Source organism: Paracoccus seriniphilus (assembly GCF_028553745.1).
Classification (GTDB): Bacteria; Pseudomonadota; Alphaproteobacteria; order Rhodobacterales; family Rhodobacteraceae; genus Paracoccus; species Paracoccus seriniphilus.
Genome location: NZ_CP067129.1, coordinates 752139 through 776128, shown reverse-complemented (window position 1 = coordinate 776128; position 23990 = coordinate 752139). Strand labels below are relative to the sequence as shown.

Below are 23990 nucleotides of genomic sequence, written 5' to 3'. Positions count from 1 at the left end.
CATTGTTTCTTATTCATCTCTAGGACTTCGGAAAACCCCGCAACGATTCTGCACTGCGGCACGACCAAGGAGATGCTGATGGCTTTGGATTCCCCGACCCCGATCGCGCCCTATGACGCGCCCGTGAAAGACCTTTATGCCGTGGGTGAAATGCCACCCCTGGGCCATGTTCCCAAACAGATGCACGCCTGGGCGATCCGCCGCGAGCGTCATGGCGAGCCTGACAAGGCCATGCAGCTCGAGGTGGTGGACACACCCGAAATCGACAGCAATGAAGTGCTGGTTCTGGTGATGGCCGCAGGGGTCAACTACAACGGGATCTGGGCCGGACTGGGTCAGCCGATCAGCCCCTTTGACGGCCATGGCGCAGAATATCACATTGCCGGATCCGATGCCGCCGGCGTGGTCTGGGCCGTCGGTGACAAGGTCAAACGCTGGAAGGTCGGCGATGAGGTCGTGGTTCACTGCAACCAGGACGATGGCGACGACGAGGAATGCAATGGCGGCGACCCGATGTTTTCGCCCACGCAGCGCATCTGGGGCTATGAAACGCCCGACGGCAGCTTTGCCCAGTTCACGCGCGTCCAGTCGCAACAGCTCATGCCGCGCCCGCGTCACCTGACATGGGAGGAATCAGCCTGCTACACGCTGACGCTGGCCACCGCCTATCGCATGCTGTTCGGCCATGAGCCCCACGAGTTGAAACCCGGCATGAATGTGCTGGTCTGGGGCGCTTCTGGCGGGCTTGGCTCTTTCGCGATCCAGCTGATCAACGCGGCGGGCGGAAATGCCATTGGCGTCATCAGCGACGAGGACAAGCGCGAATTCGTCATGGATCTGGGTGCCAAGGGTGTCATCAACCGCAAGGATTTCAAATGCTGGGGGCAATTGCCCAAGGTGAACACGCCCGAATACAAGGCATGGTTCGCCGAGGCCCGCAAGTTCGGCAAGGCCATCTGGGACATCACCGGCAAGGGCAATAACGTCGATATCGTCTTCGAGCATCCCGGCGAAGCGACCTTCCCGGTCTCGACACTGGTCTGCAAGAAGGGCGGCATGGTCGTGATCTGTGCAGGCACGTCGGGCTTCAACTGCACCTTCGACGTCCGTTATCTGTGGATGCATCAAAAGCGCGTGCAGGGCAGCCATTTCGCGCATCTGAAACAGGCCAGCGCCGCCAACAAGCTGATGCTGGAACGCCGCATCGATCCCTGCATGTCCGAGGTCTTCCCCTGGGCCGAAATCCCGCAAGCCCATCTGAAGATGTATCGCAACGAGCACAAGCCGGGGAACATGTCAGTTCTGGTGCAGGCACCCACCACCGGGCTGCGGACATTCGAGGATGCGCTGGAGGCCGGCCCCCGCTAGCCACCATCCCTATCGCCACGCAAGGCACCGCCCTCAAGGCGCGGTGCCTTTGCATGACGGTTCAGATCTCGGCCTGCCCCCGGACCACGGCGCGGCAACTCCAGCGCCGCACCCGGTCGCGCGGATGGCTTTCGACCCAGCGCGCAAGCTCGGTCTGGGCATCACGCTGGCAATGTGCGAGCCCGATCCGGTCATCGAACAACAGGCTGCGCTGCTGGCAGATGTCGGGCGCTGTCGAAAGACAGGTCACGAAGAACAGGCCGATCATGATGCGCCTTCCTTTCTGGCTGGACAGGCAATAATAGCACGGAGTCACGCGCATTTCGTGGCCGCCCTCTTCGCTTTTCGTCCGTCGCGGGATAAGGCTTTGACATGACCGGCTCATTATCCGCATCGTCCTCTGCCACGCCCCAGCTGTCGCCCGATCAGGCCGACGCATGGGATGCGCTGACCGAAACCTTTCAGGCCGCCGGAATCGATCTGGTCGCAGAAGAGATCAGCCCCCAGAAACCGGGCAAGGGCCGGGTAATGGCGGTGATCGGCAAGGCCGGTTCGGGCAAGACGCTGATGCTGTCGGAAATGACGCGGGCGCTGCGCGAGGCCGGAGTCGATCTGATCAGCGCCGATTACGAAGGCCGACGCCGCAAGGACCGGCGCACCGTGGCGATTCTGGCACCGACCAACAAGGCCGCCTTCGTGCTGCGCACGCGCGGCGTGCCCGCCACGACCATCCACCGCATTCTCTATACTCCGGTCTATGATCCAGAATATGAACAGATCGCCGAATGGCTGACCGGCGAAGGCAGCCGCCCGGTGATCGAGTCCCTGGCTGATGACGCCCTTGATCGTGCCAAGGCGTTTTACGACCTGCATGCATCCATTCCCGGAGCGCTCGCCGCCGCGGGGCTGCGCGGGTCCGATTTCATCAATGGCTGGAAGCGGCGCGAAGAAGGTCTGGACATCGGGCTGATTGACGAGGCCTCGATGCTGGATGAGCGCCAGTTCGACGACCTGCGGGAGATCTTTCCGCTTCTGGTGCTGTTTGGCGATCCCGCACAGTTGGCCCCCGTCGGCCTGTCGGGCGAAATGGTCTTTGACCGTCTGGCCGAAAGCCAGCGCCTGACCCTCAGCCGCATTCACCGTCAGGCCGATGACAGTCCGATCCTTGACCTGGCCCATGCGCTGGCCGACGAAAAACTGCTGTTCGAAGATTTTGAAAGCATGATCCGCGATGCGGCACGTCGTGATGACCGCGTCATCTGGGCCGAACGTGTCGAATCCGACCTGATGGCGCGCAGCCCGGTTCTGGTCTGGCGCAATGCCACGCGCATTCGCCTGATCCACGCCTTCCGGGCGGCCTTCGGGGCGCCCGGCGACGCGCTGCTGCCCGGAGAGCCGCTGATTTGCGACGGGCTGGAACTGCCGCTGAAATACCGCAAGAAGCGCATCGACCTGGAGGCGCGTGGCCTGATCAAGGGCGCGCAGGTCGTCTATCTGGGGCCGGGGCGCAAGCCCGGGTTTTCAAGGCTGCATGTGATTGGCGCCGAAGATCCACGCCTGTCCGCCGCCAGCATCGTCAAGATCGAGATGCCCGACCAGGAAGAACCCTTCATCCCCTATGCGGCCGGGATGGGGGCGGCCTTCCTGCATGGCGCGGCGGTCACGATCCACAAATCACAGGGCAGCCAATGGCCCGATGTGCAGGTCTTCGCCCCTGATATTTCGGCGGCCGCATGGTCGAACCGTTCGGAAGCAGGCATTCCGCTGTGGAAACGGCTGGCCTATGTCGCCATCACCCGCGCGCAGGAACGTCTGCACTGGGTCACCCGCCCCCGACTGGCGCGCCCCTCGGGCCCGCTGTCCACGGCCGATCTCGAACAGCCCGTGGCACCGCTATCTCTGGAAGTGCAATCCGAATAGCCGCCCCGGATCCGACAATACCGTCAGGCGGACCGCGCCGGGCGACCCTCGATCCGACGAATCGACAGGCCAAGTGCCTCGGTCAGCGCCTCGGGCGGCAGGCCGGTTTCCTGCCCCAAGCGCATCAGGCCGAAATGCACCCGCGCCAGTTCCTGATAATAGCGGGCAAAGGTATAGTTGATCGAAGCACCGGCCACCGCCCCGAACAGCGGGGCCGCCTGCGCCGCCAGCTTTTGCGCCAGTGACACCGACAGGCGCGGCGCAACGCGGGCGATCAGCCCCTGCACCGTCTGACCGGTGATGGACAGCCGCGCGGCCAGCAGGCCCAGATCGACATCGTCGTCCTCTTCCATCGGCCCTGCCGCCGCAAAGATGCGCAGGCACTCCATCTGAACCTCTTCGCTGTCAGGGTCCAGCCCGTGTTCAGCCGCGATCTCCAGCATCGAACGCAACAGCAGCGTCACCGTCAACGGCAATTCGATCATCGCGCCGGCAAAGCCGCCCGCCCCGCCAGCCGCTCCGCTGACCGTCGTGCTCATGCGGTTGAACCAGTCACCACGGTCGCGCATGATCCTGCGCGAGCGCGAGGCTGCCGTGAATGCGCGTCGCAGCGCCATCCGGGTCAGACCATCCATGCGCGAGCGGAGGAAACCGGGCAGACGCTCGATCAGCGACTCGGCACTTGCGCCGATCATGGAGAGAAGCTCCATGCCCAGTCCGCCAGCATCGACATAGCGCTGTGCCAGACGGTCGATCTGCTTATGCACCGTCGGGTCGGTGATCGGCGGAAGAACAACCTGCGGCTTGCGATCCATGATGTCCATCTTTCGGTTGAGGGCGTTCAGGTTCCGGGGTCCTTATATGGGGAGCCACATCATCCCCTGCCAGAGCGGGCGGTTGCGCGCGGCAAACCGTTCCACGGATTCCAACCCATGAACCCTCACGAAGTTCCAGCCCCAGCACCCGATCGGGATTGGTGGGCGGTGGCATTTCGATGCCATCCAGCCGCGAAAAGCCGAACCTGGAATAATAGGGCGCATCTCCGACCAGCAGCACACGCCCCCAGCCAGCCTTCTGGGCGCGCGCAAGGCTGTCGCGCATCAGAATAGCCCCCAGCCCTTCACCCTGCGCCGTCGGGTGAACCGCGATCGGCCCCAGCAAGAGCGCATAGTGATTGCCGATCCGCACTGGCCAGAAACGGATTGCAGCCAGAAGGATGCCATGTTCCTCGCGCAGCAACAGGCACAGGTCGGCCACCTTTTCGACCCCCTCGCGCAGGCGATAGGATGACAGGGCCGTCCGCCCCGGGGCAAAGCAAAGGTCATAAAGCGCCTCGACTTCATATTCGTCGGCAGGCGTCTCGGTGCTGATCGTATACATCGCCCCTCCTCGTCTTACGCGGCCCATTATCACGCCCCTGCACGACGGGGAACATTGCAGCCGGCAAAAAGCGGTGGCAGTTTGAAAGCTTACAGGAAAAGAGGCCGATCATGTTCTATCGCCCCGAGGCTGGCCACGGCCTGCCACATAATCCCTTCAATGCCCTTGTCGCCCCAAGACCCATAGGCTGGATTTCAACCCGTGGCGCGCAGGGCGACAATCTGGCCCCCTATTCCTTCTTCAACGCCGTGGCCTATGTGCCGCCACAGGTCATGTTCGCCTCGACCGGTGTCAAACCGGACCGCAAGGGAACCAAGGACAGCGTATCGCAGATCATTGAAAGCGGAACCTTCTGCGTCAATATCGGCACCGGCGACATGCGCGACCAGATCAATGCCAGCTCGGCGCTGTTGCCCGCAGGACAAAGCGAATTTCAGTCGGCAGGCATTGAATCGGCGGAATGCAACAGCATCGATTGCCCCAGGGTTGCCAGAGCGGCTGCCGCGATGGAATGCCGCATGACGCAGATCGTGCCCCTTGCCGGAGAAACGAATTTCATGGTTCTGGGCGTAGTCACCGGCATCCACATCCGTGACGACTGCATTGTCGAGGGACGATTCGACCCGCGCCCTGCCGGCGGATGGATTGCGAGGCTGGGCTACAAGGATTTCGCGACAGTCACCGAACTGTTCGAAATGGACCGCCCCAAATGATGCCCAATATCCGTGACTATATCCGCTCGATCGCGGATTTTCCTCATGAGGGAATCATTTTCCGCGATGTGACGACGCTTTTTGCCGATGCACGCGGCTTTCGCATGGCGATCGACCAACTGTTGCACCCCTATGCAGGCATTCCCATCGACAAGGTCGTCGGACTGGAGGCACGGGGTTTCATTCTGGGGGGAGCCTTGGCTCATCAATTGTCGACCGGCTTTGTTCCAATCCGCAAGAAAGGCAAGCTGCCGGGCGCGGTGATTTCCGAAGCCTACCAGCTGGAATATGGCGAAGCGGTGATGGAGGTGCATGACGATGCGCTGAAACCCGGAGAGCGCGTCCTGATCGTGGACGACCTTCTGGCCACCGGCGGCACGGCAGAGGCGGGCATCAAGCTGTGCCGTCGTCTGGGGGCAGAGGTGATCGGCTGTGCCTTCGTCATCGACCTGCCCGAACTGGGCGGGCGCGCCAAGCTGGAACAGATGCAGATGCCGGTCCATGTGCTGACCAGTTTTGAAGGCGCCTGACCGCCGCAGCTAGCTGGCCATGGCAAAACTGTCGATCTGGGCACGATCCCAATATTTGGCGAACGCCGGGTGAGAGACCTTTTCGGTCAACAGTTCACCCGGCGACAGCCAGTCATACAGGCTGGCCGCCGATCTAACCTCGCGCGGGCTGGTTCGAATCATCAGGTGATGCGGGGTGAAGGCATCGGGGTGATCCAGCCCCGAACTTTCGCAGGCTTCCTTGACGGCGAACATCGTCGCCTCGTGAAAACGCGCCGCGCGCACCGCCTTGTCGGGCACCACCAGCGCGCGATAGCGATCGGCATCCTGCGTGGTGATCCCGGTCGGGCATTTCCCGGTATGGCAGGCCTGCGCCTGAATGCAGCCGATCGCGAACATGAAGCCACGCGCCATGTTCACGCCATCCGCCCCCAGCGCGGAAATCCTGCAGATGTCAAAAGCCGTGATGATCTTGGCCGAGGCGATCAGCTTGATCCGGTCGCGCATGTTCAGGCCAACCAGCGTATTGTGAACCAGCATAAGCCCGTCACGCAAAGGTGCCCCCTTGTGGTCGGCGAATTCGACCGGCGCGGCCCCGGTGCCTCCTTCGCCGCCATCCACCACGATGAAATCGGGCGCGATTCCGGTTTCATGAAAGGCCTTGGCCATGGCAAACCACTCCCAGGGGTGGCCGACGCACATCTTGATGCCGATGGGCTTCCCGCCGGAAAGCCTGCGCAGTTGGGCGATGAAATCGCACAGCCCCCGCGGCGTGGAAAAGGCCGAATGCGACGAGGGGCTGACACAGGCGACGCCAACCTTCACACCACGGGCCTCGGCAATCGCCTCGGTCACTTTCGGGCCGGGCAGAATGCCGCCATGGCCGGGCTTGGCGCCCTGACTCAGCTTGATTTCTATCATCTTCACCGCCTCACCGGCGGCATTTTCGGCAAAGCGTTCGGCGTTGAACGTGCCGTCATCGTTGCGACAGCCGAAATAGCCCGAGCCGATCTGCCAGACCAGATCGCCGCCCATGCGGTGATAGCGCGAAATCGACCCCTCACCCGTGGTATGGGCAAAATTTCCGGCCTTGGCGGCGCGGTTCAATGCCTCGATGGCATTCGGGGACAGGGCCCCATAGGACATGCCCGAGATATTGACGACCGAACTATCGTAGGGCTGTTTGCAATCAGGTCCGCCGATGTGAATGCGAAAATCGGAATCGGGAAGATGCGTTGTCGCCATGGAATGGTTCAGCCATTCATAGCCATCGCTATAGACATTGCACAGCGTGCCGAACGGCCTGACGCCCTCGATCCCCTTGGCGCGGCGATAGACGACCGCGCGCTGCTCGCGGGAAAACGGGGTTTCGGCATGGTCATCCTCGACAAAATACTGCCGGATCTCGGGGCGGAAATGCTCCAGAAGATAGCGCATCCGCGAGGACAGCGGGTAGTTGCGCATCAACGCATGTTGCGTCTGGGTCAGGTCATGCAGGCCGGTCAGCGTTCCCGCAAGACCCAGAAGAACCAGGATCGTCGCGAAAATCGGCGCAGAGCCGAACAGCAGGATACCCGCCGGGATCATCAGCACCGCAAGGGCGAAGGGCACATAGCGTTCGTAATAGCGTGCGCGTTCCCGGGCACGTGTAAATCGCTGCCGCATCACTTCCTCCGCAGTTTCGACGATCATGACTCAATAACATCGAAACATTAAGGAAAAACATCGGCAGCACTGCCTAGAGCGCCAGAACTGCCCCCGGGTTCATGATCCCTTGCGGATCCAGCGCCTGTTTGATGGCCCTCATCGCGCCCAGACGACCCGGATCGCCCCAGCGCGCCAGATCATCGACCTTCAGCCGTCCCACACCATGTTCGGCCGAAAAGGACCCGCCCCGTGCCACCACCATCTCATGCACCAGGCGGGACAGGTGGTGGCGCTGGTCATCATATTCATCGCGATGCCGGCCATGGGCGGGATACAGGTTGTAATGCAGGTTTCCGTCGCCCAGATGGCCAAAGCAGTTGATGCGCATGTCGCCCTGCGCGGCCAGCATGTCGCGCGCATCGGCAATGAAGGAAGGAATTTCCGAAAGCGGCAGGCTGATATCATGGCTGGCGATGGCCCCGACGGCACGATTGCCAAGCGGGATATGTTCGCGCAGCCCCCAGAAATCGGCGGCTTGCTGGCCCGATTGGGCGATGACGCCATCGCTGACCAGCCCGGCCTCCATCCCTGCCATGAACAGCCCCTCCAGCGCGTCCTGCGCCTGCAGGCCCGCAGGCAGGCCGACCTCGATCAGCACCTGCCATTCGGGAATCTCGGCAAAGGGTTGGCGGATCTGGGGGAAGTGCTCGGCGAGGAACTGCAACCCCTGCCCTGACAGCAATTCAAAGGCCGACACGCCGCCCGCCATGCGCGTCTGCGCCAGTGCCAGCAGGCGCAGCGCCGCCATCGGATCCTCGACCACCATCAGCGCCACCCCGCTTTCGGCCGGATTGGCGGCCAGCGCCAGAGAGGCCGCCGTGATGATGCCCAGGGTTCCCTCGGCCCCGATCAGCAGGTCGCGCAGATCATAGCCAGTGTTGTCCTTGCGCAGCCGTTTGAGGTCGTGCAGGATTTCTCCCGAAGGCAGAACGGCCTCCAGCCCCAGGCATTGGGCGCGGGCATTGCCATAGCGCAGCACATTGACCCCGCCCGCATTGGTGGACAGCACGCCGCCGATCTGGGCCGTGCCCTGCGAGGCCAGTGACAGCGGGAACAGCCGCCCCGCCTCTGCCGCCGCGTCGCGGGCCTGTTGCAGGGTGACGCCGCTTTCGGCCAGCATGACGCTTTCCTCTGCATAGACCTGTCGAATGGCAATCATCCGCTCCATCGACAGAATCAGCGGCGCAGGGCCGTCGGTCATCACCTGACCGCCCACCAGTCCGGTTCCGCCACCGCGCGGGACGATGGCCACATTGGCAGCGGCGCAGGCCCGCACGACAGCCGCGACCTCTTCAACATCCCGGGGCGCAGCAATCAGACCCGCATGGCCATGATAGCGGCCACGCGGCTCTTCCAGATAGGCGGGCGAGACCTCGCGCAGAACGCCCTCGGGCAATCTGGCCGCCAGGCTCTTGTCAGCCGCATTCCAACCCATGTCTTGCACCCTTTCCTGATGCCGCGTCTTCAGCGGGCATCGGCCTTGCCGCGACGGTCACTGCGCAGATTGGCGTAAAGGACGTGGTTGCGCCAGCGTCCGTTGATCTGCAGATAGCTTTGCGCCACGCCCTCATATTTGAAACCCGACCGCTCCAGCACTCCGCGCGAGGCGGCGTTCTCGGGCAGGCAGGCGGCCTCGATCCGTGACAGGTCCAGCGTGGTAAAGGCATGATGGACCAAGGCACCGATGGCCTCGCTCATGTATCCCTGACGGGCAAAGGGCTTACCGATCCAATAACCGATGGTCCCGGTCTGGGCCGGACCGCGCCGGATATTGTCCAGCGTGATCGCCCCCAGCAGGACCCCGTCCCGGCGCAGCAGGAACAGCGGATAGGCCGTGCCGCCCTTGCTGGCCCGAGAGGCCCAATAGACGCGATTGGTAAAGCTTTTGCGCGACAGATGGTCGGGAGACCAGACGGGCTCCCAGGGAACCAGGAAATCCCGGCTTTCGATACGCAGCGCCGTCCAGGCATTGTAATCCGAATGCGCCGGCAGACGCAGGACGATCCGCTCGGTTTCCAGCCGGACGGGGCGCCGCATCGGGAACATCAGGCGGCAAGCCTTTCGGCAAGACGATCACGCGAGGGCGCACCGGCCACGGGTCCGTAAAGCGCCAGCGCCGGACGTGCCTGCCCGATCAGCCGTTCGGCGTGAGCGCGCACATCCGCCAGAGTGACCGCCGCGATACGTTCAGCCACCTCGGCCGGATCAAGCACCCGGCCCCAGATCGCCAGAACCCGGGCAATGCGCTCGGCCTGTCCCGAGGGGCTTTCCAGCCCCATCAACAGCCCTGCGCGAAGCTGCGCCTTGGAACGCTGAACCTCGACCTCGGTCAGGTCACCCGCCGCGCGCTTGATCTCGTCGATGGTTAGATCGGCCAGCGCCGCCACGTCATCTCCGCCGGTACCGGCATAGACGGTCAGCATGCCGGTGTCGTCGTGAAATCCCGACTGTGCAAAGATCGTGTAGCACAGTCCGCGCTCTTCGCGGATCTTCTGAAACAGCCGTGATGACATGCCCCCGCCCAGTGCCGCCGAAAAGATCTGCGCCGCGTAGAAATCATCGTCCAGATAGCCCGGCCCTTCAAGGGCCAGCGCGAAATGGGCCTGTTCCAGCTTCTTGATGTTGCGCACTTCGCGACCCTGCCAGACGGCAGCCTCGCGCGGCTTCTGGGTGACGGCAGTCATATGCCCGAAGGCGCTTTCCGCCAGCCGCACCAGTCGATCATGATCGACCGAACCGGCAGCCGCGACAATCATCTGACCGGGGCCATAGTTTTCGGCCACGAAACCAGCCAGATCGGCGCGGCCAAAGCTGCCCACCCGCTCGGCCGGACCCAGAATCGGGCGACCGATGGCCTGATCGGGATAGGCGGCCTCTTGCAGCCAGTCGAAGATGATATCATCCGGCGTGTCCAGGGACTGGCCGATTTCCTGCAGGATGACACCGCGTTCAACCTCGATCTCGCGCGGATCGAAGATCGGATTCAGCACGATATCCGAAATCACGTCAAAGGCCAGATCCACATCGTCTTCCAGAACGCGCACGTAATAGGCCGTGGTATCGCGCGAAGTATAGGCATTGATGAACCCGCCGACATCCTCGATTGCCTCGGCAATCTGCAGCGCCGAACGGGTCGTGGTGCCCTTGAACGCCATATGTTCAAGAAAATGCGCGATACCGTTCTGCTCGACACGCTCATTGCGCCCGCCGGCACTGACCCAGACCCCCAGAGAGGCGGAATGCAGCCCCGGCATGTCACGCGTCGCAATGCGAAGTCCGTTGGGCAGGGTCGTCACGCGCAGATGAGGATCGATCGTCAATTAGGTTCTCCGTTCAAGGATCAGCGATTTAAGCGCCGCGGCATCATTTTCAACCCGTGTCACACGTTCGGGAAGATCGAACAGATCGCCCATATGCGCGGGAAGCCCGGGGCGCAGACCCACGGCCCGCTCGACAGCATCGGGGAATTTCGCCGGATGCGCCGTCGCCAGTGTCACCATCGGCACACCGGGTTCAAGATGCTGACGCGCCACGGCCACGCCGACCGCACTGTGCGGACACAGGATCTGGCCGGTCTCTTCGCGGATGGTGCGGATCATGGCAATCGTCTCTTCCTCGCTGACGCGACCCGAGAGATATTGCTCGCGCAGCGCCTGAAGCGCGCCCTGACTGATGGTGAATCCACCGGCTTTCAGTTCATCCATCAATTGCGTGATGGCCGAGGCATCGCCGCCATAGGCCCAGAACAGCGCACGTTCAAAATTCGAACTGACCTGGATATCCATCGAGGGGCTGATCGAGGGCTCGACCGTGCCGATCCGGTATTCACCCGTACTCAGCGCGCGGTGCAGGATGTCATTCTGGTTGGTGGCCACGATCAGGCGGCGGATCGGCACACCCATCGCGCGTGCCACGCTGCCTGCGAAGATATCCCCGAAATTTCCGGTCGGAACCGTGAAATCCATCGGGCGCATGCCAAGGCTGGCGGCGGCGGTAAAGTAATAGACGATCTGCGCGACGACCCGCGCCCAGTTGATGCTGTTCACGCCCGCCAGTCCGACCTGATCGCGGAAATCGTGATCGTTGAACAGGTCCTTCAGCCGGGCCTGACAATCATCGAAATGGCCGGTCAGTGACAGTGCATGCACATTCGCGGCAGTCGGCGTGGTCATCTGGCGGCGCTGCACCTCGCTGACGCGACCATGCGGGAACATGATGAAGACATCGACATTCTCGATGCCGCGAAATGCCTCGATCGCGGCGCTGCCGGTATCGCCCGAGGTTGCGCCGACAATGGTGATCCGCTGCCCGCTGCGCTTCAGGGCGATTTCGAACAGCTGGGCAATCAGCTGCATCGCGAAATCCTTGAAGGCCAGCGTCGGCCCGTGGAACAGTTCCAGCAGGTGATGACCCGGCGCCAGTTGCACCAGAGGCGCCTTGGCAGCATGGCTGATGCGGTCATAGGCGCGGTCAATCGCGCCGCGCAGCTCTTCCTCGGTAAAGCAATCGCCCGTAAAGGGGCGGATGACGCGAAAGGCGACCTCTTGATACGACAAGCCGTCCAGTTCGTTCAGTCCCGAGATGGCGGGCACGGTTTCAGGCAGATACAGGCCGCCGTCACGGGCCAGCCCCGACAGCATGGCCTGTTCGAAATTCAGAACCGGGGCCTGACCCCGCGTTGACACGTAACGCATAGGTGTTCCTTCAGTATTTCGACTGCCTGATACGCCAGATCAGGGCGACTGTCATCCCTGCCCATACGGCCGCAATCATGAACCATTGCATTGCATATGACAGGTGGTTGTTGGGAATGCCATCAATGGCCACGGGGATCGGTTGAACGCCCTGCGCGTCGCCCTCGACAAAGCTGGCGACGACCAGCACCGGTTCGGTATCGAGGACTTCCGCCATGGCCGGGACGTCGCGGGCGAACCAGATATTCTCATCCAGATTCGGTTTCGGGGTCGAGCTGCTGACCTCGGCCGGCCAATGCAGATTTCCCTGGACCACCAGGCGTGTCGGGCCACGTTGCAGGTGGCGCATCTCTTGTGGGACGAAGCCGCGATCAACCATGATCGCGCGCCCGGTGTCGGTCACGAAGCGGGAAATGATCTGATAGCCCCCACCCTGATCCTTGCTGCCCGACAGCATGTCGATCTCGTCCCCTGTCGTCGTGCCGCTGACGGTGACGGGCATATATTTCATCGAGGGGTCGATCTTCTCGGGCAAGGGCACCGCAGGCGCCTCGATGCCGGCCTGTATCTGCTCCAGCATGGCTTCCTTCCATGCCAGCCGGCGCAGCTGCCACATCCCCAGGCTGATCAGGATTGCACAGCCGACGATGCCAAGAATGGCGGGAAACAGGATGCGGCGCATGGGTCAGTTCACATGATGGGGCGGCAAGCGCCCGAAAAGAAAACGCGCGGAGCAGGCCCCGCGCGTCGGTTCAGTGTCGCGTGGCGCCTTAACGGCCCCAGATATAGACTGCGGCGAAGAGGAACAGCCAGACGACATCGACGAAGTGCCAATACCATGCGGCAGCCTCAAATCCGACATGCTGTTCCTGGGTCATTTGCCCGCGCAGCATGCGAATCAGGCAGACGGCCAGGAAGATCGTGCCGACGATGACGTGGAAGCCGTGGAAGCCGGTCGCCAGATAGAAGGCGCTGGCATAGGAGGTATCGGCCAGACCAAAGGAAGCGTGGCTGTATTCATAGGCCTGCAGCACCGAGAAGGCGACGCCAAGGATGATCGCCACGATCAGCCCGTTGATGGTCGTCTTGCGGTCGCCCTCATGCACGAAGGCATGGTGAGCCCAGGTCACGGCAACGCCCGACAGCAGCAGGATCAGCGTATTGATCAGCGGCAGATGCCAGGGATCGAAGGTCACGATGCCTTCCGGCGGCCAGACGCCGTCCTTGATCGGGCTTTCCGGGCCCATCGGATAGAGGACGTTCTTGAACCAGTTCCAGAACCAGGCGACGAAGAACATCACCTCGGAAATGATGAACAGGATAAAGCCGTATTGCAGGCCGATACGAACGACCGGCGTGTGATCGCCCTCTTCGCCTTCACGGATGACATCGGCCCACCAGCTGTACATGACATACAGCACGCCGACGAAACCGATCAGGAACAGCCACGGTCCGGACACCGGGATCCAGAACAGATGGACCTCGCCCGAATGCATCCAGCCCACTGCGCCAAACAGCATCAGGAAGGCCGCGACCGCGGATATGAAGGGCCAGATGGACGGCGGAAGAATGTGATAGTCGTGGTTCTTTGCGTGCGCCATTTGCGAGTCCCCGTCGGCTCTTCAGATCAGTTGATATTGGTGACCGAGGGGGCGTCAAGCGCCGCCTGTTTCGACTCGGTCAGGTGGAAAGTATAGGACAGCGTGATGTCCCGCACCCAACTGGCATCAGGATCGTCTACCAGCTCGGGATCGACATAGAATGTCACCGGCATCTCGACCCGTTCGCCCGGTTGCAGGGTCTGTTCGGTAAAGCAGAAACATTCGATCTTGTCGAAATAGTAACCAGAGACCTCTGGCGCGACATTGTAGCTGGCCGTGCCGGTGATGATCTGGTCGGAATTGTTCACCGCCTCGTAAAAGGCCAGCGCCGTCTCGCCGATCTTGATGTCCATCTTGGTCTGCATCGGACGGAAGGTCCATTCCAGATTCTTGTCGACATTGGCGTCGAAACGCACCCGGATGGTTTCATCAAGCACGACATCGGATGCCTGCTCGGCAATCTGCGTCGTTCCGGCAAATCCGGTGACGCGGCAGAACCAGTTGTAGAAGGGCACCGCTGCCCAGGCCAATGCGCCCATCGTCACGACGACACCGATCAGAGCGGCAAGAGTGCGGGTTTCGCGTCTCATTCCGAAGGCTCCTTGGGCTGGCTGCTTGTCAGCGGGGTCTTGGACACGCGCGGCTGATGGTCAAATCCTTCCATCGTGTCACCCTGCCGCACCTTGACGACGGTTAGCCCGAAGACAAGCGCAACAAAGGCGACCAGCACCAGACCCAGCCCGACATTGCGCGACCGGCGACGGCGATGCAGTTCATGTTCAACGCGTATCGCCATTACCAGGCACCGACCCAATGCTGCACCAGCAATGCCAGGAAATGCAGGAACAGGTAATAGAGCGACAGCTTGAAGACGCGCTTTTCGGTCGCATATTCATCGGCGATGGCCGCATCCTCGTCACGGCGCATGATGTTCCAGCCACCCAGAATGAACAGGATGTTCAGAACCACCGAGACGGCCAGATAGATCGGACCACCGACCGAGGTCAGCCCCAGCCAGATCGAGAAGGGTGCCAGCACCAACGTATAGGCGAAAATGTGACGCCGTGTCGCCGCGCGTCCATGCGTGACGGTCAGCATCGGCACGCCGGCCTTGTGGTAATCTTCCTTCATGAACAGCGCCAGCGCCCAGAAATGCGGTGGGGTCCAGAAGAAGATGACGGCAAACATCAGCAGCGATTCGATGCTGATTCCACCGGTTGCGCAGGCCCAGCCGATCATCGGCGGAAAGGCACCGGCAGCGCCGCCGATCACGATATTCTGCGGGGTCCAGCGCTTGAGCCACATCGTATAGACGACGGCATAGAAAAAGATGGTGAAGGCCAGAAAACCGGCCGCGAACCAATTCGCGGCAAGCCCCAGCATCATGACGGCAAAACCCGAAAGCGTCAGCCCGACGGCAAGCGCCTCGCCTCCGGCAACGCGCCCCGAGGGGATCGGCCGGCTTTGGGTCCGGCGCATCACCGCATCGATATCGGCGTCATACCACATGTTCAGCGCACCCGAAGCGCCGCCTCCCAATGCGATGAACAGCACCGCACAGAAGCCGACGAAAGGATGCACATCGACCGGCGCGACCAGCAGCCCCACAAAGGCCGTGAAAACGACCAGCGACATCACCCGCGGCTTGAGCAGGGCGACATAGTCGCCGAACTCGGCCTCGGGGGCGCCTTCATATAGGTGTGTATCTGCCATTGCGCGTCCGGCTCACAATCCCTGATCAGTCGGCTTTCGCCAGCTGGATTTCATGGGCAGGCAGATCAAGCGCGGCCTGTTGCTCTTCGCTGATGGTACCGCCCTGCTCGGCAACCCATGCGGCATAGACCTCGGGGCTGACAGCTTTGACAACGATCGGCATATAGGCGTGGTTGATCCCGCACAGCTCGCTGCACTGACCGAAATAGACGCCTTCCTGTTCAACATTGAACCAGGCTTGGGCAATCCGGCCCGGCACGGCGTCCTGCTTGATGGCAAAGGCGGGCATGGCCCAACTGTGGATCACGTCATTGGCGGTGACCTGCAGCAGAACGGTCTTGCCGACAGGAACGACAACAGCGGTGTCGGTCGCCAGCAGATGCTCGTCCTCGCTATAGCCATATTCGGCCAGCTCGTCCTCGGCCAACATGATCGCGTCGAAGCTCAGATCATTGTCGGGATATTCATAGGACCAGTACCACTGGTTGCCGATCGCCTTGATGACGATATCCGGGTTCGCAGGCATTTCCTGGCTGCGGAACAGCGCGGGCAGCGAGAACGCACCGATCGAGATCAGAATCAGCACCGGCACAAGCGTCCAGGCAACTTCCAGCGGCGTATTATGGGTAAATTTCGCGGGCACCGGATTCGCCCGGCTGTTGAACCGGAAGATCACCGTCAGCAGCAACAGGCACACCACGGCAGTGACAACCGTGATGATGACCAGGACGAAATGGTCCAACCACTGCTGGTCACGCGCCAGTTCCGTGGCTGCCTGCTGGAAGCCCATGCCTTTCGCGTGGGGTTTGCCGATCGTCGGCAGATCGCCCAGAACATCCTGCGCCGTCGCAGTTCCAGCAACCATGCCCGCCGTGGCGAACCCCATAGCTGCCGCGACTGCACGGCGAATCATCGCTTTTGCCATCATTCCATCCCGTTGCGTTGGCCCGGCCGCAATGGCCGTAGGGGCCGCCAAGGCCGCCCCTTTCCCTTTCACATTGCCCGTTCTATGACCATATCTCGCCTTGTCGGGCAAGCCATACATCAGAGCAAGACATGATTTTCCGCATCGAACATGCAGATTAGACCCGACATCAGGTGCAAAACCAAGGAGTTTCAGACATGAGCAGCGATCGCTTCGCCCCCTTCGAGAGTTTTCTGGATCGCGACCGGGCGCTGGCCATCCTGCGTCAGGCCGTCGCGGGGGCGGATGACGGAGAGCTGTTTCTGGAACGTTCTGTCGCGGAAACGCTGGTCTTTGACGACGGAAGACTGCGCAATTCGGGCTATACGGCCGAGCAAGGATTCGGCCTGCGCGCGGTCCGTGGCGAGGTGACCGGATATGCGCACTCTACGGAAATCACCGAAGAATCACTCAAGCGTGCGGCAGAAACCGCACGGCTGGCGGTCGGAGCCGGGGGCGGCAGTCTTGCAACACCTCCGGCAATGAAGGGCGTCGCGCTCTATGGTGCTCTGGACCCGGCTGCAGGCATTTCCGTCGCCCGGCGAATCGAACTGCTGCGCCAGATCGACGACTATGCCCGCGCACTGGATCCGCGCGTGGTTCAGGTCACCGCCTCGATCGCCTCATCGCTGCAGGAGGTCGCGATCCTGCGTCCCGAGGGCGGGCTGGCCGTCGACATCCGGCCGATGGCGCGACTGAATGTCGCAGTCATCGTCGAAAACAACGATCGGCGGGAATCCGGCAGCCATGGCGGCGGCGGACGGGTGTCGCTGGAAGGGCTGATGCAGCCCGAACATTGGCAGGGCGCCGTCGATGAGGCCCTGAGGATCGCGCTGGTCAATCTGCGCTCGGTCGCGGCACCTGCCGGGGTGATGGATGTCGTGCTTGGCGCGGGCTGGCCGGGAATCCTGCTGCATGAGGCCGTGGGTCACGGGCTGGAAGGCGATTTCAACCGCAAGAAGGCCAGCGCATTCGCCGGGCTGATGGGACAGCGCGTCGCTGCGCCCGGCGTGACCGTGGTCGATGACGGAACCATCCCCGATCGTCGCGGCAGCATCAGCGTCGATGACGAGGGCACCCCTCCGGCGCGCAATGTGCTGATCGAGGACGGCATCCTGGTCGGCTACATGCAGGACCGGCAGAATGCGCGCCTGATGGGGGTCGAGCCCACGGGCAACGGCCGGCGCGAAGGTTTTGCCCATGCCCCCATGCCGCGCATGACCAACACCTATATGCCCGCAGGCGATGCGGATCCGGCGGCGATCCTGGCCGATCTGGATGATGGCATCTATGCGGTCGGCTTTGGTGGCGGCCAGGTGGATATCACCAACGGAAAATTCGTCTTTTCCTGCACCGAGGCCTATCGGGTCAGGAACGGCAAGGTCGGCGACCCGATCCGCGGCGCAACCCTGATCGGGGACGGCGCCACCGCGCTGAAACATATTCGCGCCATCGGCAATGACATGTCGCTGGACCCGGGAATCGGCAACTGCGGCAAACAGGGCCAATGGGTTCCCGTTGGCGTCGGCCAGCCAACCCTGATGATCGGCGGGCTGACCGTGGGTGGCTCGGCCGCCTGACATCCCGCAAGGACGCGGATCAGTAACCATGTCTTAACTCTCTCTGCGCTATCACGGGAATCGCAGAAGGCGGAGGCAACATGGATACCGGTCACATTTCCTCTGGCACCCGGTTCGGGAGGCAGACATCAGATGCCGATGATCTGGATGTGCTGCGGCTGATCCGCTCGCGCCGCGTCGGGCCGACAACCTTTCATCGTCTGCTGGCGGAACATGGCAATGTCCGGCAGGCCTTGCTGGCCCTGCCCGATCTGGCCGCGGCAGCCGGGGTCAAGGATTACCGGCCCTGCCCCGAGGGGGTGGCCGCCGCCGAGTTGGCGGCGGGTCGCAAGGCCGGTGCCAGACTGATCCGCTTTGATTCCCCCGATTATCCGCAGGCCCTGCGCGAGATTGATGACGCGCCACCGGTCCTGTGGCTGCGCGGATCACCAGAATGGCTGTCACGCAAACCTGTCGCGGTGATCGGCGCGCGCAATGCCTCATCCCTGGGCCTGCGGATGACAAGGGCGATGGCCTCTGGCCTTGGCGAAGCCGGGTTCACGGTCGTTGCCGGTCTGGCGCGCGGAGTTGACACCGCCGCCCATAATGCGGCCCTGCCCACCGGCACGGTCGCGGTGATGGCCGGTGGCGTAAATGTGATCTACCCCCCTGAAAACGCGGTTCTGGCCGCCCAGATTGCGGAAAAAGGTGCGCTGATTTCAGAACAGCCGCCGGGAACCGAGCCTGCGGCACGGCATTTTCCGACCCGCAACCGGATCATTTCGGGGCTGTCGCGCGCCGTTGTCGTGATCGAGGCGGCACACCGCTCTGGCAGCCTGATCACTGCCCGGAACGCACTGGATCAGGGCCGTGATGTCATGGCCGTCCCCGGCCATCCGATGGATGCCCGCGCCGCTGGCTGCAACATGCTGATCCGCGACGGCGCGGTTCTGGTGCGCAACGCCGGGGATGTCGTCGAGGCCATGACGGTCGCGAACGATCTCACATCATCGACCGCCTCGGAATCACGGGACAATATTGCGAACGATCCCCCGGCCCCGACCACCAGCCCCGGGCCTCGGGGGCCACAACCCGACACACGCATTCCGGCGGCGGATCGCGGCGGGCCCGTTCAACTCGAGGCGCGCATCCTGTCGCGTCTGTCCCCCAGCCCGACCGACGAAAACGACCTGATCCGCGATCTGGGCATTCCCGCCGCCAGCGCGGCCGCCGCAATCCTGTCACTGGAACTGCAGGGTCGGTTGACCCGTCTGGCAGGTGGACGACTGGCACTAAGTTGACAGTGAAAGGACGCATTTCCGACCGGCATCGGCCCCGAAAATGCCGATTTGCCACACCCTTCCCCGTGCTCTTTGCGCCGCAGGCCGTTGACAGCAACCCGGTGTGGACCCATGTTGCCGCCCCATTGAGCGGTCCTCCGAGGTGAATATGCCCGTCGTCGTCGTCGAATCTCCGGCCAAGGCCAAAACCATCGAAAAATATCTCGGTGCCGACTACCGTGTGCTGGCCAGTTTCGGCCATGTCCGCGACCTGCCCCCCAAGGATGGCAGCGTCGATCCCGAACATGATTTCGACATGAAATGGGAAGTGGCCAGCGACAGCCGCAAGCATCTGAAGGCGATCAAGGACGCACTGAAGGAAGACCCGAACCTGATTCTGGCCACCGACCCCGACCGCGAGGGCGAAGCCATCAGCTGGCACCTTCTGGAAACGCTGCGCAGCTCGTTGAAAAAGGACAGCGAGGTCAACCGCGTCACCTTCAACGCCATCACCAAGGCTGCCGTGACCGAGGCGATGCAGCAGCCGCGCGAAATCGATCAGGCGCTGGTCGATGCCTATCTGGCGCGGCGTGCCCTGGATTACCTGGTCGGCTTCAATCTCTCGCCGGTGCTGTGGCGCAAGCTGCCCGGCGCGAAATCGGCCGGACGGGTGCAATCGGTCTGCCTGCGGCTGATCGTCGATCGCGAAATGGAAATCGAGGCCTTCAAGCCGCGCGAATACTGGTCGGTCCACGCCCGGCTGGCGACGCCTGCGGGGGCCGAATATGACGCCCAGCTGGTCTCTCTGGCCGGGACCAAGCTGGATCGTTTCGACCTGGGCGATGCCGAAAAGGCCGCCATGGCGGTCAGCGCTGTTGCCAGCCGCGACCTTTCCGTGACCTCGGTCGCGGCGAAACCGGCCAGCCGCAATCCTTGGCCGCCCTTCATGACATCGACCCTGCAACAGGAAGCATCGCGCAAGATGGGCATGGGGGCCAAGGCCTGCATGTCGGCCGCGCAACGCCTCTATGAAGCCGGGCTGATCACCTATATGCGGACCGATGGCATCGACATGGCCCCCGAGGCCGTGATGGCCGCCCGTGATGCCATCAAGTCGAAATTCGGCGAGAAATACCTGCCGAAAAGCCCGCGCATGTACAAGAACAAGGCCAAGAACGCGCAGGAAGCCCACGAATGCATCCGTCCGACCGACATGATGCTGTCACCCGACAAGCTGAAGGTCACCTCCGACGAACAGCGCAAGCTGTATGACCTGATCTGGAAACGCACCATCGCCAGCCAGATGGAAGCGGCCCGGATGGAGCGCACGACTGTCGAGATCGGCAGCGAAGACGGTCAGGTCGGCCTGCGCGCCACCGGTCAGGTGATGTTGTTTGACGGGTTCCTGCGGGTCTATGATCAGGGCCGCGATGATGACGAGGGCGAAGACAGCGCCCGCTTGCCCGCCATCACCCAGGGCGAAGCCGCGACCCTCGTGGCCTCGGCCTTCGAAAGCGAATTCGCCAAGGCCCGTGAAAAGGGCGAAGACGTACCTCAGGCGCCCGCCGGACAGCGGGCAGCACCGGGATTGCTGATGGATGAGGCCGCCTCGGCCGCCGCCCGTCAGCATTTCACCCAGCCCCCGCCCCGCTTTACCGAGGCAACGCTGGTCAAGCGCATGGAGGAACTGGGCATCGGTCGTCCTTCGACCTATGCCAGCATCGTGACAACGATTCAGGATCGCGCCTATGTCCGCAAGGACAAGAACCGCCTGATCCCCGAGGACAAGGGCCGTCTGGTCACGATCTTCCTGGTCAAATATTTCCCGCGCTATGTCAGCCATGACTTCACGGCCAATCTGGAAAACGAACTGGATGAGATCAGCGCCGGCGAATTGATGTGGCGCGAGGTTCTGGGCCGTTTCTGGAAAGATTTTTCAAAGGCGCTGGAAGGCACATCGGAACTGCGCATCACCGAGGTTCTGGACGCAATCGACGACGTTCTGGCGCCGCATCTCTATCCGCCCCGTGCGGATGGCGGCGATCCGCGTGAATGCCCGCTGTGCGGCAAGGGTCGGCTGAACCTGAAAACCGCGCGTTCTGGCGGTGCCTTCATCGGCTGCTCGAATTACCCCGAATGCCGCTATACGCGCCCCCTGTCGGCCCCCGATGGCGAAGCCCCGGTCGGCGACCGCGTCCTGGGTCAGGACAATGGCGATGAAATCAGCCTCAAGACCGGACGCTTCGGCCCCTATGTGCAGCGTGGCGAGGCCACGGCGGAACAGCCCAAGCCGCCGCGCGCCTCGATCCCAAAGGGATGGGATGCGGCGACTCTGGATCTGGAGCAGGCGCTGCAACTGTTGTCCCTGCCTCGGCCCATTGGCCCCCACCCCGATGACGGCGTCATGATCGAGGCCGGAATCGGGCGCTATGGCCCCTATGTGAAACATGACCGCAAATATGCGAATCTGCCCGATGTCGACGAGGTCTTCACCATCGGCATGAATCGCGCGGTCGAGGTTCTGGCCGCAAAACAGACCCGTGGCAGAACGGCTGCCGCTCCGTTGAAGGAACTGGGCGATCATCCCGATGGCGGCGCAATCCAGGTGATGAATGGCCGCTATGGTCCCTATGTGAAATGGGAAAAAATCAACGCGACCCTGCCCAACGATGTCACGCCCGAGGACATCACCATGGAACAGGCGCTGGAACTGATCGCGGCCAAGGCCGCGAAGTCCCCCAAGAAGGCTGCCAAGAAGCCCGCCGCGAAGAAGAAACCCGCGGCAAAGGCAACAGCCAAGAAGGCCGCTCCCAAGAAGGCGGCGACCAGAAAACCGGCTGCGAAAAAGGCACCCCCTGCCGACGATGGGGACGAGTCCGCACCGGATCAAAGTTAGGGTCAGGCCACCGTCCCGATCTGCGTGGCGGTGGCGAGGAATTTCTGCCGTGCAGGCCGGGCGTAGGGATTGGCCTCAAGGATCATGTGCAGCAATTCGGGGGAATCGGCGCGCACCATCGCCACTGCCTCTGCCAGTCGACGATAGCTTTCGGTGGTCAACCGCGTCGTCGGTCGCGCCATCTGGTCCAGGCTGCGCGCGATCAGATGGGTCAGCCCCTGCACCACAGCCATGTCGCGATCATGTTCATCCGGTGTGGTGGCAATCAACTGCAGGCCCAGAAACCGCAGCAAGGCCGCGACCCGCCGGTGGGCCGTCCCGCGCAGAGGGCACCAGGCCAGCCGGTGCCCGGCAATCCCGTCGCGTGCACTTTCCGGACCGAACAAGGGATGCGTGGCAATGATCTGCACGTGTTCCGGCAGGATCTGCTGCATCGCGCGGGCGGGCTCGACCTTGACGGAAGCCACATCCATGACAATCGTGCCCGGCCGCAGATGCGGCGCGATCTGCTGCAGCACGGTCTCGAACTGGCTGAGCGGCACCGCCAGCACGACGATATCGCAACTGGCCGCCACCACCAGATCCACCTGCGGCAAATCATTCGAACGATGATGGGGATCGCAGACACAGACCGACAGATGCGGTCGCAGATGGCGGGCAATCAGGCGCCCGAAGGCTCCGAAACCGATAATGGCAAGACGTTGTCGAGAATTCATGGGACGGACCTGAGACTGGCGCAAGGCCGTGGTCTGTTTCCCGTTTCAACCGCCGTCCCCGCGCGGTTGACATGACTTTGCCCCCGCTATGTCAGCGGGCAATAATAGGTGGCAAAGGTCGCTATGATGTTCTTCATGCCTTCATAAAGAGCGTCGCTCGCCCTGGAAGTCAAGACTTGCCGCGAAGGGCCACGCCATGATTGACACGACATGGCACTCGGGCCACAAGTTGCGCCGGAAACGGATGTCATGAGGGGGATGGCCGATGAAAAAGGTCTATACCAATGCAACAGAGGCCCTTGATGGTCTCTTGAAGGACGGGATGTTCATCTCGGCCGGAGGGTTCGGCCTTTGTGGCATCCCGGAATTGCTGATCGATGCCATTGTCGACAGCGGCGTGAAGGATCTGACGATCGCCAGCAACAACTGTGGCGTTGACGGTTTCGGACTGGGCAAGCTGCTGGACACCAAGCAGATCAAGAAGATGATCTCGTCCTATGTGGGCGAAAACGCTGAATTCATGCGCCAGTATCTTTCGGGCGAGCTGGAACTGGAATTCAACCCCCAGGGCACTCTGGCCGAACGCATGCGCGCCGGCGGCTGCGGCATCCCCGGTTTCTACACCAAGACCGGCGTCGGCACGCAGATCGCCGAGGGCAAGGAAGTCAAGATCTTCGACGGCGAGGAATATATCCTTGAACGCGGGATCGTCGCCGATCTGGCCATCGTCAAGGCCTGGAAGGCCGATGAGACCGGCAACCTGGTGTTCCGCAAGACCGCGCGCAACTTCAACCCGCCCGCCGCGATGTCCGGCAAGGTCTGCGTGGTCGAGGTCGAAGAGATCGTCAAGCCCGGCAGCCTTGACCCCGACCACATCCATCTGCCCGGCATCTATGTGCATCGCATCATTCAGGGCGAGCATGAGAAGCGGATCGAGAAAGTCACCACCCGCAAGCGTGAGGAGGCCTGA

The 23990-nt window shown here is 62.5% G+C and carries 22 protein-coding genes and 1 pseudogene; 8 read left to right on the top strand and 15 right to left on the bottom strand.

Translation table 11 applies throughout. The features are described 5' to 3' along the window. Positions 1-78 precede the first annotated feature (78 nt). Positions 79-1368, top strand: coding sequence for a crotonyl-CoA carboxylase/reductase (gene ccrA, locus JHW44_RS03800; protein ID WP_089345004.1), 1290 nt, complete (start codon positions 79-81; stop codon positions 1366-1368). A gap of 61 nt (positions 1369-1429) precedes the next feature. Here the strand turns inward: ccrA and JHW44_RS03795 are convergent, their stop codons facing one another. Then, positions 1430-1636, bottom strand: coding sequence for a hypothetical protein (locus JHW44_RS03795; RefSeq protein WP_089344927.1), 207 nt, complete (start codon positions 1634-1636; stop codon positions 1430-1432). 104 nt (positions 1637-1740) lie between these two features. Between JHW44_RS03795 and JHW44_RS03790 the strand changes: the two genes are divergently transcribed. Then, positions 1741-3288 carry an ATP-dependent DNA helicase gene (locus JHW44_RS03790; RefSeq protein ID WP_089344926.1) on the top strand — a complete coding sequence of 516 codons (1548 nt, stop codon included), beginning with the start codon at positions 1741-1743 and terminating at the stop codon, positions 3286-3288. A 23-nt stretch (positions 3289-3311) separates the two neighbouring features. Here the strand turns inward: JHW44_RS03790 and JHW44_RS03785 are convergent, their stop codons facing one another. Both JHW44_RS03785 and JHW44_RS03780 read right to left on the bottom strand, forming a co-directional pair. Continuing rightward, the gene (locus JHW44_RS03785; protein WP_245847227.1) at positions 3312-4103 is read right to left on the bottom strand and encodes an EcsC family protein; all 792 of its coding nucleotides are present in this window, start codon (positions 4101-4103) and stop codon (positions 3312-3314) included. 88 nt (positions 4104-4191) lie between these two features. Next, positions 4192-4668 (bottom strand): annotated as a pseudogene (locus tag JHW44_RS03780) (GNAT family N-acetyltransferase); the annotation flags it as partial. Positions 4669-4778: 110 nt separating this feature from the next. Between JHW44_RS03780 and JHW44_RS03775 the strand changes: the two are divergent. Together JHW44_RS03775 and JHW44_RS03770 are read left to right on the top strand one after the other, a co-directional pair. Next, complete coding sequence (locus tag JHW44_RS03775; protein WP_089344923.1) at positions 4779-5381, top strand: flavin reductase family protein; 603 nt, start codon at positions 4779-4781, stop codon at positions 5379-5381. Continuing rightward, complete coding sequence (locus tag JHW44_RS03770; RefSeq protein ID WP_089345003.1) at positions 5381-5911, top strand: adenine phosphoribosyltransferase; 531 nt, start codon at positions 5381-5383, stop codon at positions 5909-5911. The genes JHW44_RS03775 and JHW44_RS03770 overlap by 1 nt, the downstream gene beginning before the upstream one ends. A gap of 9 nt (positions 5912-5920) precedes the next feature. On the opposite strand, the gene JHW44_RS03765 is transcribed toward JHW44_RS03770, so the two are convergent. From JHW44_RS03765 to coxB, 11 genes are all read right to left on the bottom strand, one after another. Beyond that, the gene (locus JHW44_RS03765) at positions 5921-7555 is read right to left on the bottom strand and encodes an FMN-binding glutamate synthase family protein (protein ID WP_218822581.1); all 1635 of its coding nucleotides are present in this window, start codon (positions 7553-7555) and stop codon (positions 5921-5923) included. 73 nt (positions 7556-7628) lie between these two features. After that, on the bottom strand, positions 7629-9032 hold the full coding sequence (locus JHW44_RS03760; RefSeq protein WP_089344922.1) for an FAD-binding oxidoreductase: 1404 nt from the start codon (positions 9030-9032) through the stop codon (positions 7629-7631). A gap of 29 nt (positions 9033-9061) precedes the next feature. Further along, on the bottom strand, positions 9062-9643 hold the full coding sequence (locus JHW44_RS03755; RefSeq protein ID WP_089344921.1) for a GNAT family N-acetyltransferase: 582 nt from the start codon (positions 9641-9643) through the stop codon (positions 9062-9064). Next, the gene (locus JHW44_RS03750) at positions 9643-10917 is read right to left on the bottom strand and encodes a M16 family metallopeptidase (protein WP_089344920.1); all 1275 of its coding nucleotides are present in this window, start codon (positions 10915-10917) and stop codon (positions 9643-9645) included. Before JHW44_RS03750 ends, JHW44_RS03755 begins: the two co-directional genes overlap by 1 nt. Continuing rightward, complete coding sequence (thrC, locus tag JHW44_RS03745) at positions 10918-12291, bottom strand: threonine synthase (RefSeq protein ID WP_089344919.1); 1374 nt, start codon at positions 12289-12291, stop codon at positions 10918-10920. Between the two features lie 10 nt (positions 12292-12301). Next, positions 12302-12973: an SURF1 family protein gene (locus JHW44_RS03740; RefSeq protein WP_089344918.1), complete on the bottom strand. Its 672-nt coding sequence runs from the start codon at positions 12971-12973 to the stop codon at positions 12302-12304. A gap of 88 nt (positions 12974-13061) precedes the next feature. Then, the gene (locus tag JHW44_RS03735) at positions 13062-13892 is read right to left on the bottom strand and encodes a cytochrome c oxidase subunit 3 (protein ID WP_089344917.1); all 831 of its coding nucleotides are present in this window, start codon (positions 13890-13892) and stop codon (positions 13062-13064) included. 26 nt (positions 13893-13918) lie between these two features. Beyond that, on the bottom strand, positions 13919-14482 hold the full coding sequence (locus tag JHW44_RS03730) for a cytochrome c oxidase assembly protein (protein WP_089344916.1): 564 nt from the start codon (positions 14480-14482) through the stop codon (positions 13919-13921). Next, positions 14479-14688 (bottom strand): hypothetical protein, encoded by a 210-nt coding sequence (locus JHW44_RS03725; protein ID WP_089344915.1) that lies wholly within the window; start codon positions 14686-14688, stop codon positions 14479-14481. The genes JHW44_RS03730 and JHW44_RS03725 overlap by 4 nt, the downstream gene beginning before the upstream one ends. Next, positions 14688-15605 carry a heme o synthase gene (cyoE, locus tag JHW44_RS03720; protein ID WP_089344914.1) on the bottom strand — a complete coding sequence of 306 codons (918 nt, stop codon included), beginning with the start codon at positions 15603-15605 and terminating at the stop codon, positions 14688-14690. Before cyoE ends, JHW44_RS03725 begins: the two co-directional genes overlap by 1 nt. A 25-nt stretch (positions 15606-15630) precedes the next feature. Then, positions 15631-16518 (bottom strand): cytochrome c oxidase subunit II, encoded by an 888-nt coding sequence (gene coxB / locus JHW44_RS03715; RefSeq protein ID WP_272850299.1) that lies wholly within the window; start codon positions 16516-16518, stop codon positions 15631-15633. A 209-nt stretch (positions 16519-16727) separates the two neighbouring features. Here coxB and tldD point away from each other — a divergent pair, with 209 nt between their 5' ends. From tldD to topA, 3 genes are all read left to right on the top strand, one after another. Next, entirely contained in the window at positions 16728-18149 is a 1422-nt protein-coding gene (gene tldD, locus JHW44_RS03710; protein ID WP_089344913.1) for a metalloprotease TldD, read from the top strand. A gap of 80 nt (positions 18150-18229) precedes the next feature. Beyond that, positions 18230-19429: a DNA-processing protein DprA gene (gene dprA, locus JHW44_RS03705; RefSeq protein WP_089344912.1), complete on the top strand. Its 1200-nt coding sequence runs from the start codon at positions 18230-18232 to the stop codon at positions 19427-19429. A gap of 148 nt (positions 19430-19577) precedes the next feature. Beyond that, positions 19578-22304, top strand: coding sequence for a type I DNA topoisomerase (gene topA, locus JHW44_RS03700; protein ID WP_089344911.1), 2727 nt, complete (start codon positions 19578-19580; stop codon positions 22302-22304). Between the two features lie 2 nt (positions 22305-22306). Here the strand turns inward: topA and JHW44_RS03695 are convergent, their stop codons facing one another. Then, the gene (locus JHW44_RS03695) at positions 22307-23020 is read right to left on the bottom strand and encodes a prephenate dehydrogenase (RefSeq protein WP_089344910.1); all 714 of its coding nucleotides are present in this window, start codon (positions 23018-23020) and stop codon (positions 22307-22309) included. A gap of 265 nt (positions 23021-23285) precedes the next feature. Here JHW44_RS03695 and JHW44_RS03690 point away from each other — a divergent pair, with 265 nt between their 5' ends. Then, positions 23286-23990, top strand: a complete 705-nt coding sequence (locus tag JHW44_RS03690; RefSeq protein ID WP_272850298.1) for a CoA transferase subunit A — start codon at positions 23286-23288, stop codon at positions 23988-23990.

What these genes read in the sequence shown, in the direction of transcription:
- ccrA (WP_089345004.1), top strand. Translation starts at nt 79, where the DNA reads ATGGCTTTGGATTCCCCGACCCCGATCGCGCCCTATGACGCGCCCGTG.
- JHW44_RS03795 (WP_089344927.1), bottom strand. Translation starts at nt 1,636, where the DNA reads ATGATCGGCCTGTTCTTCGTGACCTGTCTTTCGACAGCGCCCGACATC.
- JHW44_RS03790 (WP_089344926.1), top strand. Translation starts at nt 1,741, where the DNA reads ATGACCGGCTCATTATCCGCATCGTCCTCTGCCACGCCCCAGCTGTCG.
- JHW44_RS03785 (WP_245847227.1), bottom strand. Translation starts at nt 4,103, where the DNA reads ATGGATCGCAAGCCGCAGGTTGTTCTTCCGCCGATCACCGACCCGACG.
- JHW44_RS03775 (WP_089344923.1), top strand. Translation starts at nt 4,779, where the DNA reads ATGTTCTATCGCCCCGAGGCTGGCCACGGCCTGCCACATAATCCCTTC.
- JHW44_RS03770 (WP_089345003.1), top strand. Translation starts at nt 5,381, where the DNA reads ATGCCCAATATCCGTGACTATATCCGCTCGATCGCGGATTTTCCTCAT.
- JHW44_RS03765 (WP_218822581.1), bottom strand. Translation starts at nt 7,555, where the DNA reads ATGCGGCAGCGATTTACACGTGCCCGGGAACGCGCACGCTATTACGAA.
- JHW44_RS03760 (WP_089344922.1), bottom strand. Translation starts at nt 9,032, where the DNA reads ATGGGTTGGAATGCGGCTGACAAGAGCCTGGCGGCCAGATTGCCCGAG.
- JHW44_RS03755 (WP_089344921.1), bottom strand. Translation starts at nt 9,643, where the DNA reads ATGTTCCCGATGCGGCGCCCCGTCCGGCTGGAAACCGAGCGGATCGTC.
- thrC (WP_089344919.1), bottom strand. Translation starts at nt 12,291, where the DNA reads ATGCGTTACGTGTCAACGCGGGGTCAGGCCCCGGTTCTGAATTTCGAA.
- JHW44_RS03740 (WP_089344918.1), bottom strand. Translation starts at nt 12,973, where the DNA reads ATGCGCCGCATCCTGTTTCCCGCCATTCTTGGCATCGTCGGCTGTGCA.
- JHW44_RS03735 (WP_089344917.1), bottom strand. Translation starts at nt 13,892, where the DNA reads ATGGCGCACGCAAAGAACCACGACTATCACATTCTTCCGCCGTCCATC.
- JHW44_RS03730 (WP_089344916.1), bottom strand. Translation starts at nt 14,482, where the DNA reads ATGAGACGCGAAACCCGCACTCTTGCCGCTCTGATCGGTGTCGTCGTG.
- JHW44_RS03725 (WP_089344915.1), bottom strand. Translation starts at nt 14,688, where the DNA reads ATGGCGATACGCGTTGAACATGAACTGCATCGCCGTCGCCGGTCGCGC.
- cyoE (WP_089344914.1), bottom strand. Translation starts at nt 15,605, where the DNA reads ATGGCAGATACACACCTATATGAAGGCGCCCCCGAGGCCGAGTTCGGC.
- coxB (WP_272850299.1), bottom strand. Translation starts at nt 16,518, where the DNA reads ATGATTCGCCGTGCAGTCGCGGCAGCTATGGGGTTCGCCACGGCGGGC.
- tldD (WP_089344913.1), top strand. Translation starts at nt 16,728, where the DNA reads ATGAGCAGCGATCGCTTCGCCCCCTTCGAGAGTTTTCTGGATCGCGAC.
- dprA (WP_089344912.1), top strand. Translation starts at nt 18,230, where the DNA reads ATGGATACCGGTCACATTTCCTCTGGCACCCGGTTCGGGAGGCAGACA.
- topA (WP_089344911.1), top strand. Translation starts at nt 19,578, where the DNA reads ATGCCCGTCGTCGTCGTCGAATCTCCGGCCAAGGCCAAAACCATCGAA.
- JHW44_RS03695 (WP_089344910.1), bottom strand. Translation starts at nt 23,020, where the DNA reads ATGAATTCTCGACAACGTCTTGCCATTATCGGTTTCGGAGCCTTCGGG.
- JHW44_RS03690 (WP_272850298.1), top strand. Translation starts at nt 23,286, where the DNA reads ATGAAAAAGGTCTATACCAATGCAACAGAGGCCCTTGATGGTCTCTTG.